This is a genomic window from Kordiimonas gwangyangensis DSM 19435 = JCM 12864, from assembly GCF_000375545.1.
Taxonomy (GTDB): Bacteria; Pseudomonadota; Alphaproteobacteria; order Sphingomonadales; family Kordiimonadaceae; genus Kordiimonas; species Kordiimonas gwangyangensis.
Map to the genome: position 1 here is coordinate 613857 of NZ_AQXF01000001.1, position 18298 is coordinate 632154.

Here is an 18298-nt window from a genome sequence, read left to right on the forward strand (position 1 = left end):
TTATTTCACCACCCGAACCCGGCTCACGGCGCCTTGTGTGTGATATTCGGGCTGATACATGTCTTCAGCAAAGGTACCAGGCTGCACATAGTCACCGACCGTGACGGCCCGTACAATATAGGCCAGACGGATCTGGTTGTTGCGCCAGCCGCGGTACTCACCAAGCTTCAGGGCTGCGACATAACGGTCATCCCGCGCGTCTTCAAACTCGGTGCCCGAGAGATCCGGCAGGAACTTGAGGCTGCTGACATCGGTGGTCTCGATCTCAAGGCCTGCCGGCAACAGATCCACCACCAAGGTGTCACGTATCGCCGGTATGGTGGCTTTGCCGTCCAGCAGTACCACGATACGGTCGTTCTGCTTGACCTCGGCAATATTCACCGGCTTGCCGTCCATGTCGAAATAGTGCCGGGTGATTTTAAGGCCGTTATCGCTGGCCTCTGGTGCGGCCTTGGGCACGCCCCGCAATAGCTTGACGGCACGCAGCGTAACCGCGCCTTCGTTGGCTATTGTCAGTTCGCCCTCCGGCACCGTTTTACCAATGGTGCCCGCCCAGATGCCCTTTGCACTCGAGACCTTGTCACCGTTGATGCTGGCACTCAGGTTCGTACCGCTGTCGTCCGCGAAACTGGCAGCCGCACGGGAAATCCAGGCCATTTCCTGTGTACTGAGCCAGCTTTTCTCGCTCACAAATCGTTCGAGCACATCTGACAGGTCGGCAACCAGTGCCGAATTTGGCATGACCTCGGCAACAAGGCTAACGAAGGCCGCATTGTCACGGATGCTACTGCCATAGTCGCTGTAATAGGCCTTCGGCCGCGAGAATTTATAGGCTTTGATGAACATCTTCTCCGCCGCATCCCGCTCACCCACATGATGAAGCGCCGCTGCCATCTGCGCCAGCGCCAGCGGTGTATTCACTTTCGAGAGGGCGTGGTCAGCAAAATAGCGCACTTCGCTTGCAGACACGTCCCCAACACGCGCCAACACATAAAAGGCATAGGCTTGCGCATGTGGATACTGATAGTTGCGAATATTGACGATGCTCCGCAACCTGTTCAGGGCAAGCGACGTTACCGCATCTGGCACCTCATAGCCCGCTTCTGCCGCACGCAGCAGAAAGTCGGTTGTGTAGGCATCAAGCCACGGGCTGTTGCCGCCCAAAAGCGACCAGATACCAAAACCGCCATCGCTTTTCTGACGGTCCATGATGGTGACAATCGCGCGGTCAATCAGATTGGCTGCGTCGGTTTTGCTGACCGGCATGTCCCCATAAAGCGCGGAAAGCTGGTCGTGGTACAGCGACGGGAAAGCGCGTGATACGGTCTGTTCCGTGCAGCGGTAGGCGTAGGCGTTCAGCTCCCGCATCATGCGGTTCGCCTCAAGGTTCGGACGGGTCGAGAGCGTTAAGCTGCCAGATGTTGTCACCCGGTAGAAATCGCTTGTGTCGGTCGCTGCAAAAGTATGGGATGCGCCGGGCACGATGCCAGCTTGCGTTCGTTTGGTGGCGTAAGGCCATGCGGCGCGCACCGTAATGCCCCATTCGCGGCGAATCTCCTCAATCCCGTCTGCAGAAAGGGCGAGATGCAGGGCCGCATCGCCCGGCTCCATGCCATTGATGACAACCGGAATGTCGCGGCGTTCCTTTTGCGCGAGCGTAATGGCGCTCATGTCAGGGTCCGCCAGTTTGACAGCACTACCTTTGGCATCAAGCGCGATACGCAGTGCTTTCTCACTGCCGGAGAGGTTCTGCACGCTCAGCATCGCGACCGCGTTATCACCGGGTGCGAGGAAGCGCGGCAATATCAGCTCCGCCACCACCGGGGTGCGCACTGTCATGTTCGCTTCCCCAACACCCAGCATTGTGGTGCCATAGGCCACCGCCATCAACCGCAGCTTTCCGGCAAAGTCAGGCAGGTCAAACGACACCGTCGCGCTGCCTGTTTCGTCGAGCACGATATCACGGCGGATAAGGGCGACGGTGCGGCTCGTGCGGCTGAGCGCCGCGAACATATTGTTCGCTTCATCTTCACCGTCCGCTGCCCGGCGCATGCCGGTTACCATGACTTCCTCAAGGTTATCGCCGCCGGTGCGCAAGGTGCCGCGTGTGCCCTCTTCCGTCCGGATCAGGCGACCGTAGACATCGCGGAGGTCCATCGCGAACGCCCGCTGGCCGTAGAAAAACGTGTCCGGGTTCGGGCTTTTGAAGCGCGTGATGTTGAGAATACCCTCGTCCACTGCGGCCACGATAACTTTCATCGCTTCACCCGGCTTGCCGCCTTCGACGGTAACGGGAATATCAACAGCGCGGCCCGGCAGGGTCACTTCGGGCGCGTCAATCTTGAGCTTTTGCACCTTGGCGGCCCGGCCAACGCTGAACCATTTGAGACCCGTTGCCCGCACGGGCAGCCGTGAAATTTCACCTGCATCCGGGCGAAGGGCGGTTGCCAGCACATAAGCACCCGGCCCCCAATCGGCCCCGACCTTGAAATCAAATGTGCTGCCGTCTTTCTCAAGCGTGATGAGTTTATAGTCCACCAGCCGTTCGTTCACGACCGTAATAAGCGCGCGCCCTTCAAAGGGTGCTTTCACAAACCCCCGCAGGCGGTCACCGGCATTGAGCGCGGTTTCATCTACCGTCAGCTCCAGCGCATCCGGCACGTCCGGTGACGTGGCCGCTGCCCACCAACCCACATGGAAGCGTCTACTTGAAGCGGCCTTGCCCTCTGCGTCAAACACATCAAGGCGGTAACGGCCACCGGCCAACATACGTTCCAGCTCAATTGTGCCGTCTTGCCCGGTCTCAAGCGTTTCTTCCGCAATCACTTCGTCCACGACCGAGCTACGGAAGCGCCAGCTGCCATCAAGCCGGTACCAGCTATATTGATAATGCTCGCGCACCCAGACAGCGTTTACACCGTGCTCCGCGATTGGCTCGCCTTCATTCGACAGTGCAACGACAGAGAGCTTCGCCGCATCACTTTCATCAAAACCGCCGCGCCCCTCGGTTTTCACTCCAAGGAACACGGTGCTTTGCCGCACCGGCATTGCAATCAGGTCCGCAACCGGCCTGCCGCCCACATCCGTCACCTCTGCTGCCACCCGCGCCCGCAGCACATGGCTGGTATCAGGAAGCGGAGCAAAGGCGACACTCACGCGGGCCGTGCCATTTGCGTCGGTCACAAAATCCTGCCGCTTGGGCGGCTGCGGCTGAAACTCATCTTGCACGAGACCAAAGCTGTAGGCCTTGAAATTGGGGAAAGGTTGCGGGTCCTTCTCAAGTGAGACAGACAGCTGCCCCTTGAGGTCAGCACCGGGAGCGCCATAGAGGAAATCGGCCTGTACCGTCACATCCACTGGATTTGAGGAGGTAACGGCATCCACACCGGCCTCCAGCGTGGCGCTCAGGCGTTCGGGTACAAAATCCTCAACCATGAACCGAGCGTCGCCAACCGGCTTGTCTTCGTCATCGGCATAGAAGGCTGCCCGCCATTGTCCGGTGCGCGCGCCGAGCGAGAGTTTCTGCTCATACGCATAGCCGCCGAACTGGTCACCGGTCAGCTTGGTCTTGAGGGCTTCCATGCCGTCGGGCCGGAATACCTTGAAGGTCAGCGGCAGGTTGGGTACCGCAACCGCCCGCATGTCGCGCAGCACCGCAGACAGGTGCACTGTCTCGCCAGGGCGGTAGATGCCGCGCTCAGTAAAGACATAAGCGTCGAGCGGGCCGTCGGCGTGCCGGCCGGATGTGCCCCGGTCGCTAAGGTCAAGCGCTGTACCGTCGAGACTGAGGAAGGCATAGTCGCCCTTGTCGGTTTCCGCGACCACGGCCGCAGGCATGGCCCCGCCCTTGCCGCGCAGGAGAGCAGCCGCAAACTGCCCATGGCCGCTGCGGTCGGTTTTCGTCTCACTCAGAATGGCGTTATCGCGCGCGACCAGTTTGAGGGTCACGCTTCGCACCGGCTTGGTGGTCTCAAGCGAATGCACAAAAACATGCAGGCCGTCATCGCCAGAGAGGGTCATCAGCCCCAGGTCAGACACCAGCAGCCACTGCGCCTGATGTTCATAGCGGTAGCGCTGTTTTTTATCCTCTGCCGGGTCGCTGGCCACAAGGGCATAAACACCTGGGCCCTTGCCGTCGATCAGATCACGGATCGGGACAAGCGTGGTGACATCCTTGTTCGGCGTGCCTTCCACATCCATCGCGCCTTCCCAGATCAGGGTGCCATATTCGTTGCCAAGGCGCTCTTCTTCCCACTGATAGAAAGCATCGCTTTTCACGCCGCTGTTCAGAAGCGGCACCAGACCACGGTCAGACACCCGGTAAAGCTTCAGCTCCACGCTGGTCATATTGACGGTTTTAAGCGGCACCGTCTCATCCCCGACTTTGGGCAGGATATAGGTGCCATTGCCAAAGTTGATGCGCGCCTTGCGGTCTGGAACAGTGACCGTGCGACTGACATCTCGGTACAAGCGGCTGCCATCACTGCCCGTCAGCCCCGCAAGCAGAGTGACCTTCAGGGATGCGCCATACGTGAGGCCACTCAGGCAAATACGTTTGCCGTTTGCGCGCACACTCACATCGGCGGCGCCTTCAAGGCGCACATAATCTTCAATTTCAGCCGTGCGGCCACGGGACAGCTCGGACGACATGACCAAGCAGGCGGACGGTGTGAAGGATTCCACGTCCACCGCCACGTCGTTAATGCGCAAAGTCGCCTGCGAACGCACGGCATCAAGATGGGCGCGGCGCGGCTTGGTGTCATCGAGTGATACGGCATATTCGAGATATTCAATTGCGCGCTGCAGGTTCTGTTCGGTCCTGAAATATTTGGCGAGTTCCTCAACCGCATCGGCCTTCAGCACGTTTTCTGTCGCGAGGTCATAGGCTTTCCATGCCGCCGCACGGGCTTCTGTCGTTCTGCTTGTTTTCGCCAGCTCCTGCGATACCTCCATCCAGCGTTTCGCGGAAGCGGGTGCCTCAGCAAGGCTCAGTTCAATGCGGTGCAACTGAACAAAGCTCGCGATATCGGCCTCAAGTCCCTTGTGTTTCAGCACTTCCGCGAGGCTCATGCCCTCAATTCTGGCACCTGCCTGCAGTTCCTTGAGCTCCGCCGCATAGGCTTCACTTTTTTCAAGCAGGCGGTCAGCCTCTGCCGCGTGCCTATCGATGGTGGGAGGGGACGCGGCCCAAGCCCGGTTCGCGGTGATGACAAGCGCAATGGCGCTCACAAAAAAAGCAATGGCGATGCTGGCGAATAAGCGGCGCATGGTGTCCCCCATCTGGCAGATAAGCCATGACAGAGCGTCATGGCTTATTAGAGTGTTGCCACCAATTATGGTAAAAAAACGGACAGATCACGCGCCGCGTGCATTTTTTCGGGAAGATGTGCTCTTTTGGCCCCAACGCCTTAACCGGCGATAAAGGCACGCAGGTCTGCGTTCAGTTTTTCGATATGGGTCAGCGGCAAGCCGTGCGGCGCTCCCTCATAGACCTTGAGGGTCGCGTTTGGCATCAACTTGGCACTCACGGCCCCTGTCATCACAAGCGGGGCGGACGCATCCTTGTCGCCGTGGATCACAAGTGTCGGCACATTTACTTTGGCAAGGTCGGCCCTGAAGTCGGTTTCAGCATTTTCGCGCGCGAGCTCAAGCGCAGCGTAGAGCGATGTTTGCAGCATCAGCGCCTTGCCCCACTCAATCATATCGCGGGACGTCTCTGGCACGAAAAACGGCTTGGCGTTGGCCTCGATCCAGCCCGGGAAATCCCGCACAATGGGTGCCCGCAAGCTCGCCAGCACCTCCCGCGGGAGGCCCATGGCATTGTCGCCCGTTTGCATCAGGAAGGGGGTTATTGTGCCCACCATCACCACTTTGCCCACGCCCTTGCCACCATGCCGGGCGAAATAGCGCGCAATCTCGGTCCCGCCCATGGAGTGGGCTACAAGGGTCACATTCTCAAGCCCAAGGCTGTCGATGACCGCTTTCAGGTCATCTGCCAGATGGTCATGATCATACCCACGACCGGGATCTGATGAGCGCCCGTGACCGCGGCGGTCATAGGCGATGGCGCGGTAGCCGCTTGAGGCCAAGGCCATCATTTGGTAGGCCCAGAAATCAGATGGCAAGGTCCACCCCGCAAGGAACAGTACTGGCGCGCCCGTGCCCCAATCGCGCACAAAAAGCCGGGTGCCGTCCGGTGTCGTGACATGGTCCGGCCGGCCAGTCTGCGCAAGTGATGCTGCAACGGCCTTCTCAGCGCTTACCGATCCCAATACACCTGCCGCACCCGCCGCCAGCGCAAGCCCAAACAAGTCCCTCCGACGCATCGTCTTTCTCCTTGCGAAATCGAACTATCGGTATGGGTATGGCGTCGCTCGTCTAAGGTCAATTACCGCTCAGGTAATGGCAAAGCAGATGCAGGCGCTTTATTTTTCGGCAACAGCTTCACCAGGGAATTTCGCTGGAACAGCTGCAGGAATACCCATTACGCTGTACCAATGCAGCACCGGCAGATAGCGACAGAGGTTAGGCAATGAATCACCTTATGGGCGAACACATGCACAGTTTTGGCACTGTGCTCGCACAGTTCCGCAAAAAGCGGCGGCTCTCACAGCTTACGCTGTCGCTCGACGCTGACGTATCCACGCGCCACGTCAGCTTTCTGGAAACCGGCCGCGCGCGTCCAAGCAGGGCGATGATTGAAAAGCTTGCCGCGGCGTTAGCGCTGTCCCCGAAGGATAAACAAACCCTCCTGCTCGCTGCCGGTTTCTGGACCGTAGGCATTCCCGGCACCACAGATGCGGGCTACACGCCAGCTTGATCACGCGCCGCTCGGCTGGCTCACACATTACCACAGCCGCAGCTTTGCCGATTATGACCCCATGCTATATGCTACAGCACAGCGGCATTTGCCGTTTTTCTGGTCTGATATTTTGAATGCGTCTCACCGGCACGACCAGCGCATCAGCACCATGCTGGGCGAAGCAAAAGACTTCCATGTGACAGAAGGCTTTGTCATGCCGCTCCGCCGCTTCGACGGCAGTATTCATGCGGTCTCGTGCATGGCTGAACGGTGTGACGCCAGGGACCCCAGCGTCCGCGCGCAGGCAAACGCCATCTCTATGGCCCTGCTCCGACAAATGGAATTGCATCCGGGGGCCGGGATTAACAGACTAGCTTAAGAGAACAGAAAAAATGGCGCACCCGAAGGGACCAGAACCCTTGGCCTCTGCCTTCGGCAGGGTGTTGTGATCGCCATTCTGTATCAGAAAATTTTATAATTACTTATACAAAACAATACATTAGTATTCTATCCAATGTCATTTAATGACATGCATCTTATGAGGTCGTGTCGCAAATTTGTCCCAAAAAATATTTCATTTCGTATCGAATAACTCCCCATCCCGCCTGTGCTCGTCATGAATGATTCGACGCAAGAGGACAGTGATATCCTGTTTGACCTTGGCCCCCACCTAATGGCTAGGCTGTCCAGCTATTTGGCATGCCGAAAGCGGTTACGGTGCAGGTTGCCGCCACGCGGGACGAGGCACGTGACGTAAGGATCGGTGCGGTTCAGACCGTGCCAGCCATGGCGGCCCGCGGCTTGATGTCGGTTATGCCGGCCATTTCATCCGCATTCGGGAACCAGCTCATGCGGGCGTACATGCTATCTGAGGCACTGATGTCTTCGACAAAGCCGTATTTTTCCAGAAAGCGACCCATCGTAATGTCATCCCGGCGCATGGGGACAAGCAGGGGGCGTTTGGTTTGTGCCGCCGCTTTCATGAGCCACAGGAGGATGCTGGAGCCAAGTCCCTTTCCCTGGACCTTCTTGATGAAGTCAAGATCGACAAGGCGCAGTTCCACCGGCCCGATGTCGAGAGTGACACGGCCGATACGCGTACCATTCTTCTCGATCACCATATAGACGGCGTTTGGAAACTGGCTTCCATAGCCTCCTTCCTGGGCACGCAACTGCATGTCGATCACGCTCTCGATATAATCGGGGCTGTTGTCGGCCATGCGGATATCATCCCGGTTTTCACGGAACATTTTGGCGAGGAAATCCTTGTCGCTTGCACGTGCCGGGCGCGCAGACATGCCATGCGGCAAGTTGACGGAGCCTGTGATCATCGGTTCCCCCTCTGGTTAGTTGAAGGATAGTTGGAAATAGGCACCGGCCTGCTGTCGCGGGGGGCGGAGGGTCCGGCTGATGTGGACGCTTTCCACTGGTCCAGCCTCAAGTCCGGCCACCGAGCAATCGAACGACTGTGCATGCTGCATCGGATGACTATTGTCCTCTTCAGCGCGGAAAAGCAGGCTAAAGGGCGTGCGAATACTGTCAGGCCCTGCACCATCCGGGTTTTCCGTGCATGAAACCAGACGCACGGGCATCGACAGATCGCCGGATATAATCTGAAATTCTTCGTCCAGCCTGTGTGCAAACAGATCGGACGTCATGGACGCTATCTCTGGGTTGTCTGATTTTTCGTTATGCATGAAATATCCCCCTATCTCGCTTCTGTTATCGTTCAATCGGGAGTGTTGGTCAACCACTAGTGGTGGGGCGCTGATTGTATCAGCGCCCCTTGGTCTCTACGAACGAGATGGGTAGTTACCCGTTACACAAATGCTGTAGTTGATAACAAGAGATGGTTGCATCAGGCCAATCTCAGAGCTTGCGCCTGCATTCTGGATCGAGAACTGGGTGTTGTCGAAGCCGCCTGGCGCGCCGCCACCGGACACGCCGCCGATCTGGGCAGTTTGGCCAGTCGGGATATCAGTCTGGGCGATAAAGCCACGGGTGTTGATGGAGCCCGTCGCCGTTGCAACTGCGGCAAGATAGTCACCAGCGTCGGGGGTGGCCTTATTGCCAGCAACCGTCGCGACTTCAACCGACGCAGGGAGGCCGCTGCCACCGCCGCCGGAGCCCGCATAGCTGTGCGTGTGGGTGTGTGTCGGCATCTGTGCGAGGGACATGTAGAAATATTCCTGCCCTAGCATTTGGCCGATGACCCGGTTGGTTAACCCTGGCCCCTGGAATTGGCCTATCGGGGTGCGCCCGCGCAGGTCGGGATACCCGAATACGGAGCGGCAGTCTCCGCCAAACTCGCAACCGAGAAGGGAGAATAGAGCGCTCTGCTGGCCGATGCTGATAAGCTGGCCAGCGCAATAAGCCCAGTTAAGTGGCGCGAACTGAAAACCGAGTGCCTGAATTACACCCATATATCCGTCTTGCATGTTATGTCCTCCTTATCGCCGGATGCCGGCGTCATGATGACCACTGGTGACCGCGTGGGCCACGTCTCGTGGTTCAGGAAAAAACGATCTCGTATTTGACTCTGATGTCGTCTTGTTTTTCGGTTTGTGGGAGGGTCTTCTTCCCGTCCGGGTCGCCACCTGGGGCGTTAGCCTTGTTGTCTAGGTAAATGCCCGTGAGTACGCCAACCTTTTCGAAGTTCAGGTCATAGATGCCATCGGGCACCTGATGGAAATCGGGGCCGCTGAGTGTCAAGGTGAAGGCGGCAGCACGGCATCCTTCCGGCGGACAGCAGCCCTCTTTTTGCACAGCGACGTTCACGGCCTCCAGCGTCAAAACCAGGTCTGGTCCATTTGTAACCGTTACAGTGACGTCTGAGCCGAGGATGCCCTTGAAACTGTCAGGGGTAAGCTTGTCCAGCATGGTGAATCTCCTTTGCGAACGATCGTGTTCGGCATTTGGCAAAACAGTGGGTTGGCTTAACTGCGGCTCGGATAAAGACCGTCAATGCAGATGCAGAAGTTGACTACTGTGCAAGGCTGCATCAGGGAAAAGCTCGTGCCTCCGCCATTGTTTTCGATTGTGAACAGGCTATTGTCGAACTGACCGCTGCCACCACCACCTGACACACCGCCAATCAGTTCTGTTTGGCCGGCGGGTATGTCGGCTGGAGCAATAAAGCCGCGCGTGTTGATGGCGCCCGTCGCAGTCGCTACGGCGGCGAGATAATCGCCAGTGGTCGCTGTGGCGTTTTGGCCAGCCACTGTTGCGACCTCGACCACAACGTCGTCGATACCCCCGCCACCACCGGAGGCTCCATATGTGTGCACATGGGTATGAGCTGGTAGTTGAGAGTCGCTCAGGGAGTCGACTTCAAATCCCGGCTTGTAGCCCATCGGCCAGTTGCTTGTGGCTGGTCCCTGAAACTGTCCCATTGCCGAACGGCCGCGCAGATCCGGCAGGCCGAACGAGACTTGTCCGCTACCGCCAAATCGCTGACCAAGAAGTGAAAACAGCGCGTTATATTGCGAGATGGCGACAATTGCGCCTGCGCAATATCCCCAGTTTGCCGGCGCGAACTTGAAACCGAGCGCCTGGATGACGCCCATGTACGTGTCAAACATCAAGATCCCCCTTTTTTTCCCGAATTAGAGGTTAATATTCACTCATAACGGGAGGTCTCATTGAACGCCATCGTACACTAACAGTCAATTTATATTTGTATTACACAATCATGGCATGGCATCCGACGAGATAATCATCCATTAGATAAAGTTTCCCATTGTGCCTTGATGTACCTCGATTTCGGGCGGCACATGAGATACTCTCCTCATGTTTCCGGAGATATATTTTCGGAACCAAAGTAAAATTGTCAGAACAATTATGGGTTTTACTGTCGCGGGATTATCTTGAAAAGGATTGCAGCCAAATGTATCCCTAAGGGCCATTAAAACTCATTCTGTTGCAATTTTGCGCTGCCGGTTCGCGCCGACACACCTGACCGTACACTTGAGTTAGTGTACGGAGGGGTTGCTTCTTTCGGCTGTTCCGGGATAGATTGTGATAGTACTCTCTTCGGGAGAGTTTTGGTCTTTCTGGATTTCCAGGGCGGACTATCAGGCACGAAACAGGGGTAGCTCTTCATGGCATTCGAAACCGGCCTTTTCAATCCTACCAGCAGTCAAGCAAACGATGAATTTGCAACTCACGGTGCGGCACCGGGCGGCGCGGTTCATGTGGTCGTGATTGACAGCACAATCGAAGGCTATGAATCCCTGCTCGACAGCGTGGCGCCAGGTGCGGACGTTATCCTTGTTGGTGATGGTGGTCTGGCCGAACTCGCCGATGCGCTTGATGGCCGAAGCGGGGTCGAATCAATCCAGATACTTTCGCATGGTGCTGTTGGGCAGTTCAGCCTGGGAGGTGAGGTGGTTGATGCCGCATCCCTCGCCGACAATGCTGAACTGTGGGCACGGATCGGCGCAACGCTCAGTGACGACGGCGACCTGCTGCTTTTTGGTTGCCGTATCGGTGACGGGGGAGAAGGCGCCGATTTCATCAGTCAGTTGGCTGAACTCACGGGGGCGGATGTCGCAGCCTCTGACGACCTCACCGGCGCCTCGGGCCTTGGTGGTGATTGGGACCTTGAAGTCCAAACTGGCGACATTGAAGCGGGCGAACAACTTGACCTTTCAATGCTTGAGAGCTTCGGCGGCCTTTTGGCGACCCCGACTGACGAAACCTTCGATGCCGAGGGTTTCGCCTTTAATTCCAACACCACATCCTATGTTGTGAATGAATGGACATTTACAGCAGATGCCAACGTTGAGTTTGCTACTTTTTCCACCGACGAACTTACCATGCAGCTCAACTCGGACGGCGGCGCGGGTGACTTTTTGCTGGCCGTCAACAATAACTTCAACGCGGTGTCTGACTACACTTTCGGGGCGACCGACGGCAGTAATTTTCAGCTCAACTCTTTTGACTTTCAGAACATCCTGGCCGGTGGTGATACAACGGTCACGATTACGGTTTATGATGGCGTGACCGAAGTCGGCTCCGGTACGTTTGATCTTTCGACGTCGAGTTCGAGCGACGGCATTACCTATACCTTTGGTGGTGCAGACAGTGGGAATATCGCGGACGACGCCTACTATGGTGTATTTTCATTCAGCAGTACATATCAGAACGTTGACTCTGTCAGTATCGGTTTCTCCGGGAGTGCAGGCCGCGGGGGTTTCGCGATCGACGATATCGATGTCTCGGCGGCGGTCGCTTCCAACGCGGCGCCCGAGTTTGATGATGCGGACGATACTATCTCGATTACGGTCACCGAAGATGGTGGCGCGCAGTCGATCACTGACGGCGCAAGTGGCCTTGGCGTAACCGACACGGATTCAGGCGATACGCTGACATGGTCTGAAGGGTCAACTACCGCCAGCAACGGTACGGTGACAATTTCCGGCACGACAAGTGCTTCCGGCTCGTCCGGCGACCTGCCGTCCGGCAGCTTTACTTACACCCCGGATGCCAATTTCAGCGGCAGCGATACCTTTACTGTCGATGTCTCGGACGGCAATGGCGGTACAGACACCATCACTGTCAATGTAACCGTGACTGCCGTGAACGATGCGCCAGCGCTCGATAACGCGCAGTCGCCGACATTGACGGCGATCAATGAAGATGCGGGGGACGACGATGGTTCAGGTTCTGATGGTGACGACGATGCGTCTGCTAATGCCAACAACCAAGGTACCACGGTGGCCACCATCGTTGTCGACAGCTCCATCACCGATGTGGATGGCAGCGCGAGCGAGGCCATTGCTGTTACCGAGGTGGATAACACCAACGGTGTCTGGCAATATTCGACCAATGGCGGCACCAGCTGGAACAATTTCTCCGGCGTCACGGGCACCTCGGTAGACATCTCTTCCTCAGCAAGGTTGCTCGACAGTACCAGCCTTGTTCGCTTTGTGCCGGACGCTGATTATAACGGCACTGCCACTTTCACGTTCCGGGCCTGGGATCAAACCTCCGGCAGTATCGGCGGCACAGCGGATGTATCAACCAACGGCGGAACGACAGCCTTTTCCACTGCAACCGACACAGCCTCCGTCACGATCAACTCTGTCAACGATGCGCCTACCCTGACCGCAACCGGTAACGATCCGTCCTTTACCGAAAATGGGTCTGCTGTTGATCTGTTCAGTAGCGTCGCCCTCTCTACCGTCGATGGGGGCGGCGTCGCCGGATACACAATCACGGTCAGCAATGTGGATGATGGCGATAGTGAGATTATCAATGCCGATGGTGTTGGAATTGAGCTGACGCAAGGCACCACAGGAACCCTCAACGGTGGCACAATCACCTACACAGTCTCAGTTTCCGGTACGACGGCAACCATTGATTTTGTCGATTCGAGTGGCTCGCCAGCGGCAAACCAGATCATTCTCGAGAACCTGAGCTACGAGAATACGAGCGACGCCCCGACCGCTGGTGCCCGCGTCGTTACAATCACCAGCCTCAGCGATATGGGCGGCACTGCCAACGGTGGTGTTGATACAACGAGCCTCAGCTTGAGTTCGACCGTTACCGTGACAGCCGTCAACGATGCGCCGGTGCTGGACAACACACAGTCCCCGACCCTGACGGCCATCGACGAGGACGTCCTGGACGCGAGTAACACGGGCACCACAGTCTCAGACATGGTTGTGGATGCATCAATCACCGATGCCGACGGCAGTGCGGTTGAAGCCATCGCGGTTACTGCGGTCGATGAGACCAACGGTACCTGGCAATATTCCACCGACAGCGGCAGCACGTGGCTGGACCTTTCCGGTGTCTCCGCGTCTTCCGCGCGGCTGCTGTCGAGCAGTCACCTCGTCCGTTTTGTGCCGGATGAGAACTATAACGGCAGCGCGGAGATCACTTTCCGCGCCTGGGATCAAACCTCCGGCAGCGCAGGCGGCACGGCCGACGTGTCGACAAACGGGGGCACTACAGCCTTTTCGTCAGCGACCGACACGGCCTCAGTTACCGTCAATGCAGTCAATGATACGCCGTCCTTCGGCGGCGTTCTTACCGGCAGTATCGGCGAGGATGATACGGTCAACGCAACGGGGACAGCAACAGTCTCGGATGTTGATTCCGGTGAAAGCAGCTTCGATGCCGAGACCGTCAATGGTAGCTATGGCGATCTGACGATCGCAGCGAACGGTGACTGGGTCTATGACCTTGATGAAGCCAACACGGACGTGCAGGCGCTTAGCACCGGGGACACGCTCGGCGATACTCTGACTGTCTCATCGACCGATGGCACCACGCAGAATATTGTGATCACCATCAACGGCGCCGATGACGCACCGTCATTTGGCGGCACTCTGAGCACAAGCCTGAACGAGGACACGGACAGTGTGGGTGGCACCGCAACCGTGACGGATGCAGACAGTGGCGACAGCAGCTTCAATGCCGAGACCGTCAACGGCAGCTATGGCGATCTGACGATCGCAGCGAACGGTGACTGGGTCTATGACCTTGATGAGGCCAACACGGATGTGCAGGCAGTCGCAGCAGGCGACACACTCGGTGACACACTGACAGTTTCATCGGCCGATGGCACTACGCAAACCATCACCATCACGATCAACGGCGTCAACGATGCGGCGAGCTTTGGCGGGACGCTGAGCGCAAGTCTGAACGAAGATACTGACACGGTTGCAGGGACTGCATCCGTGACCGATATCGATGGCGCGGACACTTTCAATGGCGACACCTTAACTGGCTCTTACGGTGACCTGACAATCGCGGCAAATGGTGACTGGGTCTATGACCTTGATGAGGCCAACACGGATGTGCAGGCACTTGCGGCTGGCGACACGCTCGGTGACACGCTGACGGTGTCTGCAGCGGACGGCACGACACAAACCATCACCATCACCATCAACGGTGTCAATGATACGCCGTCTTTCGGGGGCACGCTCTCCAACAGCCTCACGGAGGATACGGATACGGTCGGCGGTACCGCTACTGTCAGTGACGTCGATACCGGTGAAAGCAGTTTCACCGCCAATACTGTCAATGGCACATATGGCGACCTGACCATCGCGGCGAACGGCGACTGGGTCTATGATCTTGATGAGGCCAACACGGATGTGCAGGCACTTGCAGCGGGTGACACCCTTGGTGACACGCTGACGGTATCTGCGGCGGACGGCACAACACAAACCATCACCATCACCATAAATGGTGTGAACGATGCAGCGAGTTTTGGCGGTTCCCTTGCCGGTAGTGTGAGTGAAAGCACAGATACGATTGGTGGTACAGCGACCGTGTCAGACGTTGACGGGGCTGACACCTTTAATGCTGATACGGTAACCGGAAGTTATGGCGACCTGACGATTGCTGCAAACGGTGACTGGGTCTATGACCTGAATGACGGCAATGAGGACGTACTGGCACTTGGTGCCAGTGGTACGCTCAGCGACGTCCTGACAGTACGATCGGCCGACGGCACCAGCCAGAATATCACCATTACCATCACCGGCGTAAATGACCCGGCCACCTTTGGCGGCACACTCACGGGTAATATCTTGGAAGAAGGCGCCACAGTTGGTGGCACCGCCTCGGTGTCAGACACCGATAGCGGCGAAAGCAGCTTCAACGCTGATACTCTTGACGGCGCATACGGTAGTCTCTCAATCGCCGCGAATGGTGACTGGGTCTATACCCTGAACAATGATGAGGCCGACATTCAGGGACTAGGGGCAGGCGATACGCTCAATGACACCGTCACGGTTTCGTCTGCCGACGGCACCACGCAGGATATCACCATCACCGTTACCGGCGTGAACGATAGCGCGAGTTTTGGCGGAACGCTCAGCGGCAATATGAATGAGGATACGAATACAGTTTCCGGTACCGCGACGGTGAGCGATGTCGATGGCGGTGAAGCCATCTTCAATGCAACGACCGTGAACGGCACCTATGGTGACCTTACAATCGTAGCGAATGGCGACTGGGTCTATGACCTTGACGAGGCGAACACGGATGTGCAGGCGCTTAACGCCGGCGATACTATTGGCGATACGCTTACGGTCTCCTCGGCGGATGGCACAAGCGAGGACATCGTGATTACGATCACCGGCGTCAACGACGCCGCCAGCTTTGGTGGCACCCTTACCGGCAACGTGGTGGAAGAAGGCACGACGGTCGCCGGTACTGCTTCCGTTTCGGATACAGACAGTGGCGAAGCCAGCTTCAGTGCTGACACGCTCGATGGCTCTTACGGCGGTTTGACCATTGCTGCGAATGGTGACTGGGTCTACACACTGAATAACGACGAGACCGATGTCCAGGCGCTTGGCGCGGGAGACACGCTGAATGACACGGTCACCGTTTCTTCTGCCGATGGCACGACGCAGAGCATCACGATCACCATCACTGGTGTAAATGATGTGGCGTCATTCGGTGGTACACTCTCGGGTGGTGTCGTGGAAGATGGCACCACCGTAAGCGGAACAGCGTCCGTTGCCGATGTGGACAGCGGCGAAGCAAACTTCAGTGCAGACACGCTTGATGGGACCTATGGTAGCCTCACGATTAATACCGGAGGCGACTGGGTCTATACACTCAACAATGATGAAACTGACGTGCAGGCGCTTGGTGCTGGTGATACGCTCGGTGACACGGTCACTGTCTCTTCGACGGATGGCACCACACAGGCCATCACCATTACCATCACCGGTGTCAACGATGCACCGCAGTCTGCTGGCGGCAGTGTCGAAGCGACAGAGGGAGAGGCGACAGCCTTTGCGGCCTCCGATTTTGCCTTCACCGACGCGGATACGGGGGACAGTCTACAGGCTATCCGAATTGAGACCTTGCCTTCGGTGGGTGTGCTTCGGTTGTCCGGTGTGGCGGTAACCGCAGGACAGGTGATATCTGTCGCCAATATTCCGAACCTGACATACACACCAGTAGATGATGACGATGCTACACGCAGTTTCACCTTCAGTGTCAACGATGGGACGGAGTGGAGTGCGGCACCTGTGGTAATGTCGCTGGATGTTTCAAGTAGCAATGACGCACCGTCGGGCCCACGCCTTCAGACAAGTGGCGTCACGGAAAATGATGTTGGTGCTTTTGTTGGTACCCTGAGTTCGATTGACCCGGAAGGTGGTCCTGTCACCTTTTTTGTGAACGACAGCCGGTTCCGCGTTGATGGCAACAGGCTTTACCTTTCAAGCGGCACTTCGTTCGACTATGAAAGCCAGACCTCGGTCACCGTGCGCATCTCCGCCAGTGACGAGGAGGGCTTGTATAGTTCTGCATTCATTAAAGTTCCGATCATCAATATTGTAAATGAGGGCGGTACTACGCAGAACGGTGGTACAGGAAGTGATACGCTGCGCGGCTCTACGGGCGCTGACACCCTTATGGGTGGCGGGGGCAACGACCAACTCAATGGTGGCGCTGGCGACGACGTGATCATGCAAAATGATGACGATGACAGCCAAGACATCATCGTGGGCGGTGAGGGCAACGACCGTATCAACGCTGGCGGCGGTAATGACTTTGTCGTGGGTGGTGGTGCAACTGATGGGGCAACACGTCAGTCGCTTGATGAAGACAGCGATCCGACTGATCGTGGCTCAGACACCATCCTTGGCGGCTCGGGTGATGATACTATCCTTGGCGGCGGCTGGAACGATGACCTTGTCAGCGATGATGGGTGGTACACCGACGGTGAAGAGGTTGAGACCGATCCTGATCAAAACCGCATCTGGGCCGGTAGCGGCCAGGACATCGCGGCGGGCTCTGGCGGAGGTGATCTGATCGGCGGCAGCTCCGGTATTGATACACTGAAGGGGTTGGGCGGTAATGATACCCTTTTTGGGAACGACGACAATGACAGCCTATTAGGCGGTAATGGAGATGACGTTCTCTATGGCGGTAGCGGCGATGACACTGTTGATGGCGGCTCGGGCGATGACAGCCTATGGGCCGGTGTAGGCGATGATATACTAACGGGCGGCGGCGGCTCGGATACATTCGTCTTTGGCGCAACGGTGGGGAACGACACCATCACCGACTTCGACGTGACAGTAGATGCACTGGAATTCTACGGCCGCTTTGACAGTTCGGATGAATTGGTTGCAGCCGCAACAGCGACAAGCCAGAACGGCACAGACGGTGTGCTGATCGACTTGGGGAGCGGCGAAAGTGTGTTTATCGCGGGCATTAACCTGGATGAACTGTCCGGCGCGCAGGTCACATTCTGACCATGGCACGGAGAAACGACAGCAAGGGGCGACTTCACGGTCGCCCTTTCCATAAGGTTTCCTTGTATCCCACAAATTCGGTTGAAGGCGGGATGGCCAATGTTCCACGGTCCGGAGGTATGGAGGTTCGCCAGCGGTGACGATCCGATAGGTTGTCCAATGGTGCCACGACGGGTCGACCACCCAAGTTTGAAGAGAATTTTCTGGTCTAAGGCGCTCGGATGATGTGGCCTAACAGGGCCGGGAGGGCTTTGATGCG

The 18298-nt window shown here is 57.3% G+C and carries 10 protein-coding genes; 3 read left to right on the top strand and 7 right to left on the bottom strand.

Features of this window, described 5'->3' with window-relative positions:
- Both B150_RS0102960 and B150_RS0102965 read right to left on the bottom strand, forming a co-directional pair.
- Complete coding sequence (locus B150_RS0102960; protein ID WP_020398394.1) at window positions 1-5268, bottom strand: alpha-2-macroglobulin; 5268 nt, start codon at window positions 5266-5268, stop codon at window positions 1-3.
- Window positions 5269-5408: 140 nt separating this feature from the next.
- Complete coding sequence (locus B150_RS0102965) at window positions 5409-6326, bottom strand: alpha/beta fold hydrolase (protein WP_025897078.1); 918 nt, start codon at window positions 6324-6326, stop codon at window positions 5409-5411.
- 206 nt (window positions 6327-6532) lie between these two features.
- Here B150_RS0102965 and B150_RS0102970 point away from each other — a divergent pair, with 206 nt between their 5' ends.
- Together B150_RS0102970 and B150_RS0102975 are read left to right on the top strand one after the other, a co-directional pair.
- Window positions 6533-6820 carry a helix-turn-helix domain-containing protein gene (locus tag B150_RS0102970; protein WP_081611284.1) on the top strand — a complete coding sequence of 96 codons (288 nt, stop codon included), beginning with the start codon at window positions 6533-6535 and terminating at the stop codon, window positions 6818-6820.
- Window positions 6798-7181 (top strand): autoinducer binding domain-containing protein, encoded by a 384-nt coding sequence (locus B150_RS0102975; RefSeq protein WP_020398397.1) that lies wholly within the window; start codon window positions 6798-6800, stop codon window positions 7179-7181. Before B150_RS0102970 ends, B150_RS0102975 begins: the two co-directional genes overlap by 23 nt.
- A gap of 391 nt (window positions 7182-7572) precedes the next feature.
- On the opposite strand, the gene B150_RS19535 is transcribed toward B150_RS0102975, so the two are convergent.
- From B150_RS19535 to B150_RS22090, 5 genes are all read right to left on the bottom strand, one after another.
- On the bottom strand, window positions 7573-8133 hold the full coding sequence (locus B150_RS19535; RefSeq protein ID WP_020398398.1) for a GNAT family N-acetyltransferase: 561 nt from the start codon (window positions 8131-8133) through the stop codon (window positions 7573-7575).
- A gap of 15 nt (window positions 8134-8148) precedes the next feature.
- On the bottom strand, window positions 8149-8499 hold the full coding sequence (locus B150_RS0102985; protein ID WP_020398399.1) for a DUF6916 family protein: 351 nt from the start codon (window positions 8497-8499) through the stop codon (window positions 8149-8151).
- Between the two features lie 96 nt (window positions 8500-8595).
- Complete coding sequence (locus B150_RS0102990) at window positions 8596-9240, bottom strand: phage tail protein (protein WP_020398400.1); 645 nt, start codon at window positions 9238-9240, stop codon at window positions 8596-8598.
- Window positions 9241-9313: 73 nt separating this feature from the next.
- Entirely contained in the window at window positions 9314-9682 is a 369-nt protein-coding gene (locus tag B150_RS0102995; protein ID WP_020398401.1) for a DUF6916 family protein, read from the bottom strand.
- A 56-nt stretch (window positions 9683-9738) separates the two neighbouring features.
- Window positions 9739-10383: a phage tail protein gene (locus B150_RS22090; protein ID WP_020398402.1), complete on the bottom strand. Its 645-nt coding sequence runs from the start codon at window positions 10381-10383 to the stop codon at window positions 9739-9741.
- Window positions 10384-10902: 519 nt separating this feature from the next.
- Here B150_RS22090 and B150_RS22095 point away from each other — a divergent pair.
- Window positions 10903-18039: a VCBS domain-containing protein gene (locus B150_RS22095; protein WP_020398403.1), complete on the top strand. Its 7137-nt coding sequence runs from the start codon at window positions 10903-10905 to the stop codon at window positions 18037-18039.
- Window positions 18040-18298: the final 259 nt, after the last annotated feature.